Here is a 15,050-nt window from a genome sequence, read left to right as displayed (position 1 = left end):
CTTATTGCTCCACGCCGGCGGGGGCGGCCTGCGAGTGGGTGTCCGGGGTCACGGCCGGCTTGGCGTCGGGCTTGATCCACCAGGTCTGGGTGCCGATGTCATATTTGGGCGAGACCTTCGGGTGGCCGATATGGTCCCAGTAGGCCACGCGCCAGGTCTTGATGTGCCAGTTGGGAATCACGTAGTAGCCCCATTGCAGCACCCGGTCGAGGGCGCGGGCATGGGCCACCAGGCTCTTGCGCGAGTCGGCGTTGATCAGGTCTTCCACCAGCGCATCGATGGTCGGGTCCTTGAGGCCGATGAAGTTGCGGCTGCCGGGGTTGTCGGCGCTGGAGGACTTCCAGTATTCGCGCTGCTCGTTGCCGGGCGAACTCGATTGCGGGAAGCCGCCGACCACCATGTCGAAGTCCCGCGAGCGCAGGCGGTTGATGTACTGGGAAACGTCGACCCGGCGGATCACCAGGTCGATCCCGAGGTCCGCGAGGTTGCGCTTGAACGGCAGCAATATGCGCTCGAACTCGGTCTGGGCCAGCAGGAACTCGATCACCACCGGCTTGCCCTGGGCGTCGACCATCTTGTCGTCGACGATGCGCCAGCCGGCTTCCTGCAACAGCTGGTAGGCCTGGCGCTGCTGGGCGCGGATCATGCCGCTGCCATCGCACACCGAGGGCTGGAAGGCTTCAGTGAAGACCTGGTCGGGGATCTTGCCGCGCAGCGGTTCGAGGATCTGCAGTTCGTCGGCGTCGGGCAGGCCGGTGGCGGCCATTTCCGAGTTCTCGAAGTAGCTGCGGGTGCGGGTGTAGGCACCGTTGAACAGTTGTTTGTTGGTCCACTCGAAGTCCAGCAGCAGGCTCAGGGCCTTGCGCACCCGCACATCCTGGAACAGCGGGCGGCGGAGGTTGTAGACGAAGCCCTGCATGCCGGTGGGGTTGCCGTTGGGGATCTGTTCCTTGATCAGCCGGCCTTCGCTCACGGCCGGGATGTTGTAGGCGTTGGCCCAGTTCTTCGCGCTGGTTTCCAGCCAGTAGTCGAACTGCCCGGCCTTGAGGGCTTCCAGGGCCACGGTGTTGTCGCGGAAATAGTCGGTGGCCATGACGTCGAAGTTGAACTGGCCGCGGTTGATCGGCAGGTCCTTGCCCCAGTAGTCCTTGACCCGCTCATAGCGCACCGAGCGTCCGGCCTTGACCTCGGCCACCTTGTACGGGCCGCTGCCGAGGGGGATTTCCAGGTTGCCCTTGGAAAAGTCGCGGTGCTCCCACCAGTGCTTGGGCAGTATCGACAGCTGCCCGAGAATCAGCGGCAGCTCGCGGTTGTTCTTGTGCTTGAACTTGAACAGCACCTTGAGCGGGTCTTCGGCGATCACGTCGTCGACGTCGGCGTAGTAGCCGCGGTACATCGGCGCGCCGGCCTTCATCAGGGTCTGGAAGCTGAACACCACGTCTTCGGCGCGGATCGGATGGCCGTCGTGGAAACGCGCCTCGGGGCGCAGGTAGAAACGCACCCAGCTGTTGTCCGGGGCCTTCTCGATCTGCCCGGCGATCAGGCCGTACTCGGTGAAGGGTTCGTCCAGGCTCTGGCGCATCAGGGTGTCGTAGATCAGGCCGATATTGTCCGCCGGCACGCCTTTGTTGATGAACGGGTTGAGGCTGTCGAAGCCGCCGAAACCGGACTCGCGGAAGGTGCCGCCCTTGGGCGCGTCCGGGTTGACGTAGTCGAAGTGCTTGAAGGTCGCCGGGTACTTCGGCGGTTCGTTGTACAGGGTCAGGGCGTGTTGCGGGGCGGCCTGGGCGAGGCAGGCGATTCCCGTCAGCAGCACGCCGCCGGCCCACGGGAGCAGGGCACGCAGGGGCATCATTGGGCTTTCTCCAGGGACTTCAGCCACCAGGCGCTCAGGCCCAGCTGGTAGGGCGGCGTGGTGACGAAGGCGAACCGGTTGCGGTACGCCAGGCGATGATAGTTGAGGTACCAGTTGGGGATGATGTAGTGCTGCCACAGCAGCACCCGATCCAGGGCCCGACCGGCGGCCAGTTGCTCGTCGCGGCTCTGCGCGGCGAGCAATTGTTCCAGCAGGTGATCGACGATGGGGTTGTCGATGCCTGCATAGTTCTTGCTGCCCTTGACCCTGACCTGGCTGGAGTGGAAGTACTGCCATTGCTCCAGGCCCGGGCTCAGGGTCTGGTTCAGGGTCATGAGGATCATGTCGAAATCGAACTGGTCCAGGCGCTGCTTGTACTGCGCCCGATCCACGGTGCGCAGGTGCGCGTCGATGCCGATGCTGGCCAGGTTCTCGACGTAGGGCTGGAGGATCCGTTCCAGGTTCGGGTTGACCAGCAACAGCTCGAAGCGCAGCGGTTGCCCGTTGCTGTCGAGCAGGCGCTGGCCGTTGAGCTTCCAGCCGGCTTCGGCGAGCAGGCCCAGGGCCTGGCGCAGGGTCGCCCGCGGGATGCCGCGGCCATCGGTCTGCGGCAGGCTGAAGGGCTGGGTGAACAGGCTGGCGGGCAACTGCTCGCGGTAGGGCGAGAGCAGCAGCCATTCATGGCCGACCGGCAGGCCCGTGGCGGAGAACTCGCTGTTGGGGTAGTAGCTGGTCGCGCGCTTGTAGGCGCCGCTGAACAGGGTGCGGTTGGTCCACTCGAAGTCGAACATCAGGCCCAGGGCTTCGCGCACCTTACGGTCGGCGAAGATCGCCCGGCGGCTGTTCATGAACAGGCCCTGGGTCTGGGTCGGGATCTGGTGCGCCACCTGGGTCTTGATGATGTCGCCGCGATTGACCGCGGGGAAGTTGTAGCCATTGGCCCAGTTCTTCGCCTGGTGTTCGATGTAAATGTCGAACTCGCCGGCCTTGAAGGCTTCGAAGGCGACGTCGCTGTCACGGTAGAACTCCACCGCGACCTTGTTGAAATTGTTGAAGCCGCGATTGACCGGCAGGTCCTTGCCCCAGTAGTCCTTGACCCGCTCGAACAGCAGCGAGCGCCCCGGTTGCACCCGGGTGATGCGGTAGGGGCCGCTGCCCAGCGGCGGCTCGAAGGTGGTGGCCTTGAAGTCGCGGTCTTTCCAGTAGTGCTGCGGCAGCACCGGCAACTCGCCCAGGCGCAGGATCAGCAGCGGGTTGCCGGAGCGCTTGAACACGAAGCGGATGCGCTGTGGGCCGAGGATGTCCACGCGCTGCACTTCCTGCAGGTTGGTGCGGTATTGCGGGTGGCCTTCCTTGAGCAGCAGCCGGTAGGAAAACGCCACATCGTAGGCGGTGATCGGGTGGCCGTCGTGGAAACGCGCCTCGGGGCGCAGGTTGAACACTACCCAGCTGCGGTCTTCGCTGTATTCGACGGAGCGGGCGATCAGGCCGTAGCTGGAAGTCGGCTCGTCGCCGGACGGCGCGTACTGGCCGGTGCCGACCATCAGCGGCTCGTTCAGCTCGTTGACCCCGTATTGCAGGAAGTTGGGCGTGGAAACCGGGCTGCTGCCCTTGAAGGTGTAGGGGTTGAGGGTGTCGAAGGTGCCAAACGCCATGACCCGCAAGGTCCCGCCTTTGGGCGCGGTGGGGTTGACCCAGTCGTAATGGGTGAATTTGGCGGGGTACTTGAGCGTGCCGAACTGCGCGTAACCATGGCTTTCAGTGATCGTTGCGCTTGCGGGAAAGCTCAAGGCCAGACTGATTAGGGACAGGAGGAGGGGACGCATCAAGTCAGAGATCCGATCCAGGCGGCTTGGGCTTTGTGCTCCGTACAGTAACAGCTTGTATCGACAGGAAAAAGGCCGCCCCGGGCTGGCCACGATATTTGCTTGCCGTCGCTGGATATGCCGCAATCTGTAGCCGCTGCCGAAGGCTGCGATCGACCGGAACGGTCGTGGGGATCTTCAGGGTGCAGGAGGGCCTGCGGCCCTATCGCAGCCTGCGGCAGCGGCTACAGGATCAGTGAGGCAGGTAGACGGTCAGCATCTGGCCTGGCTTGAGGGCCTGGCCGGCGCGGGGGTTCCAGCGCTTGAGGTGTTGCATCTCGACGTTGAAGCGCTTGGCCACCATGTACAGCGAATCGCCTTGCTTGACCTTGTACTGGGTCGACTTCTTGTCGGCGCTGGCGACCAGGGTCTTCTTGCCGGAAGCCTTGGCGCTGGTCTTGCTGCTGCCCTTGGCTTTGCTGGTGTCCTGCATGACCAGGGTCTGGCCGACCTTGAGCTGCTTGCCGCTCAGCTTGTTCCAGCGTTGCAGGTCCTTGACGTCGACCTTGTTGGCCTTGGCGATCTGCGACAGGTTGTCGCCACGCTTGACCCGGTAGTTGCGCTTGGCCTGGGCCATTTCGCGACTGTCGGCACCCTCGAACACCGGCTTGAACGAACGCTGGCTGATCAGCTCCTCGGGTTTCATGGTCGACAGGCTGGCGCTCAGCAGTTGCGCCTTGGACGTCGGCACCAGCAGATGCTGGGGACCGTCGATGGTGGTGCGCTGCTTGAAGGCCGGGTTGAGCTGGAACAGCTCGTCCTCGTCGATGTTGGCCACCGCGGCGACCTTGGACAGGTCCATGCGCTGGTTGATCTCGACGACCTGGAAGTAGGGTTCGTTGGCGATCGGGTTCAGGTTGACGCCATAGGCCTCGGGCGCCAGCACCACCTGGGACAGGGCCAGCAGCTTGGGCACGTAGGCCTGGGTTTCCGACGGCAGCGGCAGGTTCCAGTAGTCGGTGGGCAGGCCAAGCTTCTCGTTGCGCTCGATGGCCCGGCTGACCGTGCCTTCGCCGGCGTTGTAGGCCGCCAGGGCCAGCAGCCAGTCGCCGTTGAACATGTCGTGCAGGCGGGTCAGGTAATCCATGGCCGCGGTGGTCGAGGCGGTGATATCGCGACGGCCATCATAGAAGCGGGTCTGGCGCAGGTTGAAGGAACGACCGGTGGACGGAATGAACTGCCAGAGGCCCACCGCGTCGGCCCGGGAATAGGCCATCGGGTTGTAGGCGCTCTCGATCACTGGCAGCAGGGCCAGCTCCAGCGGCATGTTGCGTTCTTCAAGGCGCTCGACGATGTAATGGATATAGAGGCTGCCGCGTTCGCTGGCATTCTCGAGAAACGATGGATTGCTGGCGAACCACAGGCGCTGCTGTTCGATGCGCGGGTTGACGCCGATGCCTTCCTGCAACTGGAAACCTTCGCGCATGCGCTCCCAGACGTCCTGGGGCAATTGCGGGCTGGGTTTTTCATTCAGCCAGATGGGTTTCTGCTTGATGCGGGCGTTGAAATTCTGGGTGTGCGAAGCGTCGGTTTGCGGGACGTGGCTCGTGCTTTGGCAGCCCGCCAGGGTGGCGGACACAGCCACCGCGATGGCTTGAGCCAACCGCGTCAATGCGTCTGAATTGATGGATTTACGAATAGATGACGACATTGGCTGGAAGTAAGTTCCGGGCAAAAATGTCGGGCGATTCTAGAAAGCGCACCCGGTGCGGTCAACCATTCAGAATTTTCGTACCAACTCGCAGCCTGCTTAGAACTTATCTTTCCAAGCCCGCAAGGCAGCAAAAACCGCACTCTGAGCCCGGTTATCGAGGCCATTCCGTTCGTCCGCTTTTTGTTTAACGGATGTTTCACCGGTACGCAGGAAGGGATTGGTGAGCTTTTCCAGGGCCAGGGTGGAAGGCAGGGTCATGCGGCCGTTTTCCCGCAGTTCGCTGACTTTGCGCAGGCGCTCGGCGATGTCCGGGTTGTCCGGTTCCACCGCCTGGGCAAAACGCAGGTTGCTCAGGGTGTATTCGTGGGTGCAGTACACCAGGGTGTCTTCGGGCAGCGCGGCCAGGCGGCTCAGGGAATGGTGCATCTGCTCCGGCGTGCCCTCGAACAGACGCCCGCACCCGGCGGCGAACAGGGTGTCGCCGCAAAACAGCAGGCCGTGATGGTAGTAGGCAATATGCCCCAGGGTATGCCCGGGCACCGCGTAGATGTCGAAGTCCCAGCCAAGGATGCTGGCGCGGTCGTTGTCGTGCAGGGCCACGTCGCGCCCCGGGATGTTTTCGTTGGCCGGGCCCCAGACCTTGGCGCCGCTGGCTTTTTTCAGTTGTTCGACACCGCCGACATGGTCGTGGTGGTGATGGGTCACCAGGATATCGCTCAGCACCCAGCCCGGATGTTCGGCGAGCCAGGCCTGTACCGGTGCGGCGTCACCCGGGTCGACTACCGCGCAACGCTGATGGCGATGGTCCTGTAACAACCAGATGTAGTTATCGGTGAACGCGGGCAGGGCACTGATCTGTATCATCGTTGGAGTCGCCAAGCGGAAAACATTGGCGCATCTTAGAACTTCTTGGCGGGTTGGAGAATGCAATGACCGATAAAGCGTTCGCTCAGGCCGATCCTGACTGGCTGGCCCTGATCAGTGCCGCCCGTGAGTGGCTGTCCGGGCCACTGGGGCAATTTCTGCTGGATGAAGAACGGCGCATGCTCGACGACGAGCTGGGGCGTTTCTTCGGCGGCTACCTGGTGCATTACGGCCCGTCGGCGCAAACCCCGCCGACGGCGCCCCAGGTGCAGCGCAATGTACGCCTGGGCGCGCCGCTGCCCGGCGTCGAGATCGTCTGCGAGGAGCAGGCCTGGCCGCTCAGCGAGCACGCCGCCGATGTGGTGGTGCTGCAGCACGGCCTGGATTTCTGCCTGTCGCCCCACGGCCTGCTGCGCGAAGCCGCCAGCGCCGTGCGACCGGGTGGGCACCTGTTGATCGTCGGTATCAATCCCTGGAGCAGTTGGGGCCTGCGCCATGTGTTCGCCCATGACGCCTTGCGCAAGGCGCGCTGCATTTCCCCGTCGCGGGTCGCCGACTGGTTGAACCTGCTGGGCTTCGCGCTGGAGAAACGCCGCTTCGGGTGCTATCGTCCGCCGCTTGCCTCGGCGGCCTGGCAGGCTCGGTTGGCCGGCTGGGAGCGCAAGGCCGGTGACTGGCAACTGTCCGGCGGCGGCTTCTACCTGCTGGTGGCACGCAAGATAGTGGTCGGCCTGCGCCCGGTGCGCCAGGTACGCCGCGAGCCGATGGGCAAGCTGGTGCCGCTGCCGATGGCCAAGGTCAACCGCCGGCACAGCGAACCCCCTCTTTAATTCAGCCGGGCCGAACCTGCCCGGCTTGGGCGTTGTCGATCGACGATCGGCAAGCCACAGGTATTTTCGATTGGAAGTCTGGCATGAGCGATAGCGTAGAAATCTTCACCGACGGCGCCTGCAAGGGCAATCCTGGCCCGGGGGGCTGGGGCGCACTGCTGGTGTTCAAGGGCGTGGAGAAGGAACTCTGGGGCGGCGAAGCCAACACCACCAACAACCGCATGGAGCTGATGGCGGCGATCCGCGGCCTGGAAGAGCTCAAGCGCGAGTGCCAGGTGATCCTGGTCACCGACTCGCAGTACGTGATGAAGGGCATCAACGAGTGGATGGCCAACTGGAAAAAGCGCGGCTGGAAAACCGCGGCCAAGGAGCCGGTGAAAAATGCCGACCTGTGGCAGCAGCTCGATGAGCAGGTCAACCGCCACCAGGTCACCTGGAAATGGGTGCGCGGCCATACCGGCCACCACGGCAACGAACGGGCCGACCAACTGGCCAACCGCGGTGTCGACGAGGTGCGCGGTTACAAACAGGCCTGATGCCCTGAACGGGTAGTCAGTCGCAACGCAGCGGCCGTTCGAGCCGCTGCTTCATGTCCCGCATCGCGCGGGGCGAATCCACCAGCACCGCGTCCATCTTCAGGCAGGCGGCCGCCTGGTAATCCTCGGCCGTATTGACCCCGATCGCCAGCATCCGCACCTTGCCCCGGGACTGGAAGCAATCCACCGCTGCGGGCGTCCACAGCCGGGCATCCACCTTCGAACGGGCTTCACCCAGGGTGAAAGTCTCGACCAGCTGCACCGGGCGCCGGTACTCGAAAGCCACCCAGCTGGCCGGTGCCGGCGGTGTGGTACAGCTGTGGGCCAGGGCGACACTCGCCAGGCGATCCCGGGTGTTGTCCCGGGACTCGAACAGCCGCGCCTGCGGATAGTGCGCGAACGCCTGCTGGTAGCTGGCATCGGTGGAGTAGATCAGCACCCGGTTCCAGGCGTGCAGCTGTTCCAGCAACTGGGCGACCGCCTGGGCCTGGGGCGCGGCGGGCAGGGCCTTCATGTCGAGAATGACCGGCACGGCATCGGGGATCGCCGCCAGCGCCTGCTGTAGCGAGGGGATGCTCACCGCCTGGGAGCGAAAGGGAAATGTCACCTGGCCATCGACCGCGGTCTGCTTGAAGTTCCAGCCGGCATTCAGTGTTTGCAACTGCGCCAGGGTTTTCTCGCTGACCGCGCCGGAGGCCGGGGTATTGGCGCTCAGGTCCGCCGGTCGGTACAGCACCGGCACGCCGTCGCGGCTCAGTTGCACCGTCAGCCAGAGCATGTCTGCACGGTTGCGCAGGGCGTTGTCGATGGCCAGCAGGGTGTTCTCGGGAAAGTCTGCGGCGCCGCCGCGATGGGCGACGATCAAGGGGGCTTGCCCGGCGTCGGGCTCCGTTGCTGGCAGGGAAGAGCAGCCACTGATGAAGGCCGCGGCCAACAGCAGTGGGAGCATCTGTCGAGTCTTGAGCATGGGAGGGCGGTTTCCTGGAAATGAGTGCAAGGCCGGGTGCCAGCCCTGCCCGCCTGAGTGGGCCGTACAGTAGCGCAATGGCCGCGCTCATTTAAACAAACGCGTGGTGCTCGGGGTGAATGAGTGGCCCTGTTCCGGGGCGATCAAAGGGTGAGAATGGCGCTGGCCAGTTGCAGGTCGGAGTACTGTGGGTTGCCGAGCGTCTGGCGAATATGCCGCATCGCTGCTTCCAGCTGGGCGCCGCGGATCTCGCCGGCGCTGGCGACAAAGGCCGCGGCATCGGTCCTGGCGGCGAGCACCAGTTTGTCGTCCTTGAAGGAACTGGTGGCTTTCGAACTGCCTTCGGTCGTGCTCAAGGCCAGGCTCATGGTGATGTCGGTACTGATCACCAGGCTGGTGGCCTGGCCGATATCGGCGAACAGGCAGGTGCAAAACAAAAAGGCCAGGCGGGTTTTACAGGTAGTCATGGCAGGGTGGAGTCCGCTAAAAATATCGTCGCGCACCCTAACAAGCCCCTGTGCGGCAAACTGCATGAGCTTTGCGAATGATTGTTAAAAACTGCGCACGCCGGGGCCAGGCGAATCCGCCATGCGTGCCATGCCGCGAGAGCGTGCTAAAATCCCGCGCCTTGAAAGACTTCCACCGTTGAGAACTGACCCCTGATGGCCAACAGATCTGTTGTACTCGATACCGAAACCACCGGCATGCCGGTGACCGACGGCCACCGGATCATTGAAATCGGTTGCGTCGAGTTGATCGGACGGCGCCTGACCGGTCGGCATTTCCACGTCTACCTGCAACCGGATCGCGAGAGCGACGAGGGCGCGATCGGCGTCCACGGCATCACCAACGAATTCCTGGTGGGCAAGCCGCGCTTCGCCGAAGTCGCCGACGAGTTCTTCGAGTTCATCCAGGGCGCGCAGCTGATCATCCACAACGCGGCGTTCGACGTTGGCTTCATCAACAACGAATTCGCCCTGATGGGCCAGCACGACCGCGCCGACATCACCCAGCACTGCACCATCCTCGACACCCTGTTGATGGCACGGGAACGTCACCCTGGCCAGCGCAACAGCCTCGATGCCTTGTGCAAGCGTTATGACGTCGACAACTCCGGCCGTGAACTGCACGGCGCCTTGCTCGACTCGGAGATTCTCGCCGACGTCTACCTGACCATGACCGGCGGCCAGACCAGCCTGTCCCTGGCCGGCAACGCCTCGGACGGCAACGGCAGCGAAGGTTCGGGCAACCGCGCCAGCGAAATCCGGCGTCTGTCGGCGGATCGCCAGCGTGGGCGGGTCATTCGCGCCAGCGAAGCCGAACTGGCCGAGCATCAGGTGCGTCTCGAGATCATCGCCAAATCCGCCGGGGCCCCGGCGCTCTGGACCCAACTGGCCGAAGCCAAGGCCCAGCAACAGTAGTTGTTCGTGGGCGACCTTTTGTTACAGGAGGTCGTTGACGGGGTTACGCGCCGGCCCCCGAGCTTCTACCCTGAGGTGATTGGCGGGCCCTTGTCCGCCGCCTCAGGATGCCTGGTGCCATGTACAAAGACCTGAAATTCCCCGTCCTTATCGTGCATCGCGACATCAAGGCCGACACCGTCGCCGGCGACCGGGTGCGGGGGATCGCCAGGGAACTGGAGCAGGAAGGCTTCAGTATCTTTTCCGCGGTGGACTATGCCGAAGGGCGCCTGGTGGCCTCGACCCATCACGGCCTGGCCTGCATGCTGATCGCCGCCGAAGGCGCCGGGGAAAACACCCACCTGCTGCAGAACATGGTGGAACTGATCCGCCTGGCCCGGGTGCGCGCGCCGAACCTGCCGATCTTTGCCCTGGGCGAGCAGGTGACCCTGGAAAACGCCCCGGCCGACGCCATGAGCGAGCTCAATCAGCTGCGCGGCATTCTTTACCTGTTCGAAGACACCGTGCCGTTTCTGGCGCGGCAGGTGGCGCGGGCGGCGCGCAATTACCTCGATGGCCTGTTGCCGCCTTTCTTCAAGGCGCTGGTGCAGCATACGGCCGACTCCAATTATTCCTGGCACACCCCGGGGCACGGCGGTGGCGTGGCTTATCGCAAGAGCCCGGTAGGCCAGGCGTTCCATCAGTTCTTCGGTGAGAACACCTTGCGTTCGGACCTGTCGGTATCGGTCCCGGAGCTGGGCTCGCTGCTCGATCACACCGGGCCCCTGGCGGAAGCCGAGGCGCGGGCGGCGCGCAATTTCGGCGCCGACCACACCTTTTTCGTGATCAACGGCACCTCGACCGCCAACAAGATCGTCTGGCATTCCATGGTCGGTCGCGATGACCTGGTGCTGGTGGATCGCAACTGCCACAAGTCGGTGCTGCACTCGATCATCATGACCGGCGCCATCCCGCTGTTCCTCTGTCCGGAGCGCAATGAGCTGGGGATCATCGGCCCGATCCCGCTGAGCGAATTCAGCCGCGAGTCGATCCAGGCCAAGATCGACGCCAACCCGCTGACCCGGGGCCGGCCGGCCAAGGTCAAGCTGGCGGTGGTCACCAACTCGACCTACGACGGCCTCTGCTACAATGCCGAGCTGATCAAGCAGAGCCTGGGCAACAGTGTCGAGGTGCTGCATTTCGATGAAGCCTGGTACGCCTACGCGGCCTTCCATGAGTTCTTCGAGGGGCGCTACGGCATGGGCACCTCGCGCAGCGCCGACAGCCCGCTGGTGTTCACCACCCATTCCACCCACAAGCTGCTGGCGGCCTTCAGCCAGGCCTCGATGATCCATGTGCAGGACGGCGGTGCCCGGCAGCTGGATCGCGACCGCTTCAACGAAGCCTTCATGATGCACATCTCCACCTCGCCGCAGTACAGCATCATCGCCTCGCTGGACGTGGCCTCGGCGATGATGGAAGGGCCGGCGGGGCGTTCGCTGCTGCAGGAAATGTTCGACGAGGCCCTGAGCTTCCGCCGGGCCCTGGCCAACCTGCGCCAGCACATCGCCGCCGATGACTGGTGGTTTTCCATCTGGCAGCCGGAGCGGGTGGAAGGCATCGACCAGGTCAGCACCGCGGACTGGCTGCTGGAGCCGGAAGGCGAGTGGCACGGGTTCGCCGGGGTGACCGACGACTATGTGCTGCTGGACCCGATCAAGGTCACCCTGGTGATGCCCGGGCTCACCGCTGGCGGTGCCCTGAGCGAGCGCGGGATACCGGCGGCGGTGGTCAGCAAGTTTCTCTGGGAGCGCGGCCTGGTGGTGGAAAAGACCGGCCTGTATTCGTTCCTGGTGCTGTTTTCCATGGGCATCACCAAAGGCAAGTGGAGCACGCTGCTGACCGAACTGCTGGAGTTCAAGCGCAACTACGACGCCAATGTCAGCCTCGCCGTCTGCCTGCCGAGCATCGCCCAGCAAGACATGGCGCGCTACCAGGGCATGGGCCTGCGCGACCTCTGCGATCAGTTGCATGCCTGCTACCGCAGCAATGCCACGGCCAAGCACCTCAAGCGCATGTACACCGTGCTGCCGGAGGTGGCGATGAAGCCCGCCGACGCCTACGATCAGTTGGTGCGGGGCGAGGTCGAGGCGGTGTCCATCGATGCCCTCGCCGGGCGGGTGGCGGCGGTGATGCTGGTGCCATACCCGCCGGGTATTCCCCTGATCATGCCGGGCGAGCGCTTCACCGAGTCAACCCGCTCGATCATCGATTACCTGGCTTTCGCCCGTACGTTCGATAGCAGCTTTCCCGGCTTTGTCGCGGATGTGCATGGATTGCAGCATGAAGACGAAGGCAATGGGCGGCAGTACACCGTCGATTGCATCAAGGTTTGAGGACGTTTCCCGCTATGCAGCCAATGATCAACCCCAAGTACCCCGGCCTGTCGGTACGTGTCGCCGACGACGGTTTCGCCGCGTATGTCTGGGGCAGCGACTTCAGCTTCGAGGTCAGCGCCTATGCCCAGGCACAGAGCGAGCAGGTGGTGGCCAAGTGGCCGTTGCATCACATCACCCCGTACCGCAAGTGCTACGGCATCGACCCCGAAGAATTCAGCAGCTATCGCGACGCCGCCGACAGCGCGGTGTTCATGGCCTACCTGGACGACGAGCCGGTTGGCCATGTGGTGGTCAGCACCAACTGGAACGGTTACGCCCATATCGACGAGCTGGCGGTGCATGCGCCGGCGCGGCGCCACGGGGTGGCCAAGGCTTTGCTGGATGTGGCGCAGTTCTGGAGTCGCAAGAAAAAACTGCCGGGCATCATGCTCGAGACCCAGAACAACAACCTGGGGGCCTGCCGCTTGTACGAGCGCTGCGGTTATGTGGTCGGCGGCATCGATCATCTGCGTTACCGCGGGATCGATCCGACCACCGCCGAGGTGGCGATTTTCTGGTATCGGCTGTTCAACGACGAGCTGGCGCGGGAAACCGGGGTCTAGCCGGCCAGCATGCCTTCAGCCTTTTCCGTCAGGGTTTCCAGCAGCGCCTCCAGGGTGGGCGAGGAGGGGGTGCCGCTGCGGGTCAGGGCATAGAGGGTGACCGGGATCGGTGGCGACAGCGGGCAGACGTCCAGGCCGCCCTCGCGCGCGCCCAGTGCGGTGAAGGGGTCGACAATCGCCAGGCCTTCGCCGGCCTCGACCATGCTGCGCATCATCTGGTGGGTCTGTACCCGGGTGTGGATAGTCGGGCTCGGGCGCAGGTTCTGCAGCTTGCTGTCCAGGGCCACGCTCAGCGGGTCCTGGCCTTCCAGGCCGACCATGGCCTGGCCCGCCAGGTCCTGCAGGGAAATGTACTTCTGCTTCGGTTGCAGCCAGCCGTGCGGGGCCAGCAGTTGCAGCTTGCCCTGGGCCAGGGCGACGCACTGGATATCGGGGTGATCGGGGTTGTGCAGGCTCAGGCCCAGGTCGCCTTCGCGCAGCAACAGGCTCTTGACCATGTCGCGGGTGCCCTGGCTGGCGAGGTTGCACGGGGTATCGGGAAAACGCCGGCGCAGGGCGGCGATGCTCTGTGGCAACAGTTGCTGGGCCAGGGGCGGGGTGCCGATGATGCGCAAGGGCGGCGCCTGGTATTGCTTCAGGCTGTCGGCCAGGCGTTGCACGGGTTCGAAGGCGTCATACAGGGTGGCGATCGCCGGCTGTAGCTCGCGGGCCTCCCGGGTGGCTTGCAGGCGTCCGCGAACACTGGCGAAGAGCATGAAACCCGATTGGCTTTCGGCGTCGCGCAGGATCGTTTCCACCTCGGCCACCGGCAGTTGCAGCAGCTCGGCGGCCGTGCCCAGGTGTCCGGTTTGCAGGAGCGCCTGAATCACTTCGATATGACGTAAACGCATGCTTGAAGTCCATGTCCAGCCGGTGAGGGATTCACACTGAATCCTAACTCATGTCCGCGCATATGACTTCTGCTCATAACGGCACGTTATGAAGGAAGGATGGTCTCGGGTTCGCGAATGAGGGTGACGCCCGATTGCACGAGGAGAAACTGGTTGTCGTCCATTTTGTTGACGCGGTCGCCAATGGCCAGGCGATAGGTGGTAACAGGCTCCGAGCCGGCGATGCCGTCTGGCGACGGGGTGGATTCCTGGAACTCATGCACCGAATAGACCCGGCCTTCCGCGTCCCTGGCATGAAATTGTCCGACGAGTACTGCTGCCATCTTTAGAGCCTCTGGAGATAAAACACTCAATTTGCGGTCCTGTAGACCCTGCCTGGGCGAAGTAAGTTTAGCGGCGGAAAAAAAATAGTCCGCGGTCCTGATTGCAACTGGCGTGCAGCGGAGCGAGGGCCTGGAAAAGCCCACGGAATTTCCTGTGGCGGGGTGGCTGTGGTCGGGGTGGATCATCTATAACTACCAGCCTCCTTAACCAGAAGTCGGGGATTCACTATGAGCAACGTCTACACGATTGCAGTGCTGGTTGGCAGCCTGAGAAAGGCCTCGATCAACCGGAAAGTGGCGCTGGCCCTGGCCGAACTGGCGCCGGCCAACCTGCGGTTGCAGATTGTCGAGATCGGCGACCTGCCGCTCTACAACGAAGACATCGATGTGGATCCGCCGGCCGCCTACAAGGTGTTCCGCGAGCAGGTCAGCGCCGCCGATGCCGTACTGTTCGTCACTCCGGAATACAACCGCTCGGTTCCCGCACCCATGAAAAACGCCATCGACGTGGGGTCGCGCCCCTACGGCAAGAGCGCCTGGAACGGCAAGCCGGGGGCGGTGATCAGCGCATCCCCGGGCGCTATCGGCGGTTTTGGCGCCAACCATCACCTGCGCCAGTCCCTGGTGTTCCTCAATGTACCGTGCATGCAGCAGCCGGAAGCCTACCTGAGCGGCGCCGGTTCGGCCTTCGACGAGGCGGGCAAGCTGTCCGAGTCGCTCAAGCCGTTCCTGGAGAAGTTCATCAACGCCTACGCGCAGTGGGTCGAGCAGCACAAAAAGCTCTGATCCTGGCACCGCGGGAGTCGGCCAGCCGGCTTCCGCGGGTGATGGGATATTCCTCTCGTCGTGAGAAAAGCGCTTTACC

At 63.8% G+C, this 15,050-nt stretch carries 14 protein-coding genes; 6 read left to right on the top strand and 8 right to left on the bottom strand.

Annotated elements, in window-relative coordinates:
• Position 1: 1 nt before the first annotated feature.
• The 4 genes from PVZ78_RS25910 to gloB all read right to left on the bottom strand — a co-directional run bounded on the left by PVZ78_RS25910 (position 2) and on the right by gloB (position 6,238).
• Positions 2-1,855: an extracellular solute-binding protein gene (locus tag PVZ78_RS25910; protein WP_009048702.1), complete on the bottom strand. Its 1,854-nt coding sequence runs from the start codon at positions 1,853-1,855 to the stop codon at positions 2-4.
• Complete coding sequence (locus tag PVZ78_RS25905) at positions 1,852-3,681, bottom strand: extracellular solute-binding protein (protein ID WP_273829503.1); 1,830 nt, start codon at positions 3,679-3,681, stop codon at positions 1,852-1,854. Before PVZ78_RS25905 ends, PVZ78_RS25910 begins: the two co-directional genes overlap by 4 nt.
• Positions 3,682-3,913: 232 nt before the next feature.
• Positions 3,914-5,371 carry a transglycosylase SLT domain-containing protein gene (locus PVZ78_RS25900; RefSeq protein ID WP_028682275.1) on the bottom strand — a complete coding sequence of 486 codons (1,458 nt, stop codon included), beginning with the start codon at positions 5,369-5,371 and terminating at the stop codon, positions 3,914-3,916.
• Between the two features lie 99 nt (positions 5,372-5,470).
• Positions 5,471-6,238 carry a hydroxyacylglutathione hydrolase gene (gloB, locus tag PVZ78_RS25895; protein WP_016704649.1) on the bottom strand — a complete coding sequence of 256 codons (768 nt, stop codon included), beginning with the start codon at positions 6,236-6,238 and terminating at the stop codon, positions 5,471-5,473.
• Between the two features lie 65 nt (positions 6,239-6,303).
• Here gloB and PVZ78_RS25890 point away from each other — a divergent pair, with 65 nt between their 5' ends.
• Positions 6,304-7,068, top strand: coding sequence for a class I SAM-dependent methyltransferase (locus PVZ78_RS25890; RefSeq protein ID WP_009048706.1), 765 nt, complete (start codon positions 6,304-6,306; stop codon positions 7,066-7,068).
• 83 nt (positions 7,069-7,151) lie between these two features.
• Positions 7,152-7,604, top strand: a complete 453-nt coding sequence (gene rnhA / locus PVZ78_RS25885) for a ribonuclease HI (protein ID WP_009048707.1) — start codon at positions 7,152-7,154, stop codon at positions 7,602-7,604.
• 16 nt (positions 7,605-7,620) lie between these two features.
• Here the strand turns inward: rnhA and PVZ78_RS25880 are convergent, their stop codons facing one another.
• The gene (locus PVZ78_RS25880; RefSeq protein ID WP_273829502.1) at positions 7,621-8,571 is read right to left on the bottom strand and encodes a glycerophosphodiester phosphodiesterase family protein; all 951 of its coding nucleotides are present in this window, start codon (positions 8,569-8,571) and stop codon (positions 7,621-7,623) included.
• A gap of 143 nt (positions 8,572-8,714) precedes the next feature.
• The gene (locus PVZ78_RS25875) at positions 8,715-9,038 is read right to left on the bottom strand and encodes a DUF2388 domain-containing protein (protein ID WP_038579500.1); all 324 of its coding nucleotides are present in this window, start codon (positions 9,036-9,038) and stop codon (positions 8,715-8,717) included.
• Between the two features lie 195 nt (positions 9,039-9,233).
• Between PVZ78_RS25875 and dnaQ the strand changes: the two genes are divergently transcribed.
• The 3 genes from dnaQ to PVZ78_RS25860 all read left to right on the top strand — a co-directional run bounded on the left by dnaQ (position 9,234) and on the right by PVZ78_RS25860 (position 12,972).
• The gene (gene dnaQ, locus PVZ78_RS25870; RefSeq protein WP_009048710.1) at positions 9,234-9,992 is read left to right on the top strand and encodes a DNA polymerase III subunit epsilon; all 759 of its coding nucleotides are present in this window, start codon (positions 9,234-9,236) and stop codon (positions 9,990-9,992) included.
• 119 nt (positions 9,993-10,111) lie between these two features.
• On the top strand, positions 10,112-12,367 hold the full coding sequence (locus PVZ78_RS25865; RefSeq protein WP_273829501.1) for an arginine/lysine/ornithine decarboxylase: 2,256 nt from the start codon (positions 10,112-10,114) through the stop codon (positions 12,365-12,367).
• A gap of 14 nt (positions 12,368-12,381) precedes the next feature.
• The gene (locus PVZ78_RS25860; protein WP_041988995.1) at positions 12,382-12,972 is read left to right on the top strand and encodes a GNAT family N-acetyltransferase; all 591 of its coding nucleotides are present in this window, start codon (positions 12,382-12,384) and stop codon (positions 12,970-12,972) included.
• On the opposite strand, the gene PVZ78_RS25855 is transcribed toward PVZ78_RS25860, so the two are convergent.
• Positions 12,969-13,862 (bottom strand): LysR substrate-binding domain-containing protein, encoded by an 894-nt coding sequence (locus tag PVZ78_RS25855; protein WP_016704653.1) that lies wholly within the window; start codon positions 13,860-13,862, stop codon positions 12,969-12,971. The two genes, PVZ78_RS25860 and PVZ78_RS25855, sit on opposite strands and share 4 nt — an antisense overlap.
• A gap of 86 nt (positions 13,863-13,948) precedes the next feature.
• Entirely contained in the window at positions 13,949-14,185 is a 237-nt protein-coding gene (locus PVZ78_RS25850) for a hypothetical protein (protein ID WP_009048714.1), read from the bottom strand.
• A gap of 228 nt (positions 14,186-14,413) precedes the next feature.
• On the opposite strand from PVZ78_RS25850, the gene PVZ78_RS25845 reads away from it, so the two are divergent.
• Positions 14,414-14,971 (top strand): NADPH-dependent FMN reductase, encoded by a 558-nt coding sequence (locus tag PVZ78_RS25845; protein ID WP_009048715.1) that lies wholly within the window; start codon positions 14,414-14,416, stop codon positions 14,969-14,971.
• Positions 14,972-15,050 lie beyond the last annotated feature (79 nt).

This window comes from Pseudomonas sp. SBT1-2 (assembly GCF_028640875.1).
GTDB classification, from domain to species: Bacteria; Pseudomonadota; Gammaproteobacteria; order Pseudomonadales; family Pseudomonadaceae; genus Aquipseudomonas; species Aquipseudomonas chlororaphis_I.
The sequence above is the reverse complement of the archived record's forward strand: the minus strand, read 5'-3'. Positions and strand labels throughout refer to the sequence as shown.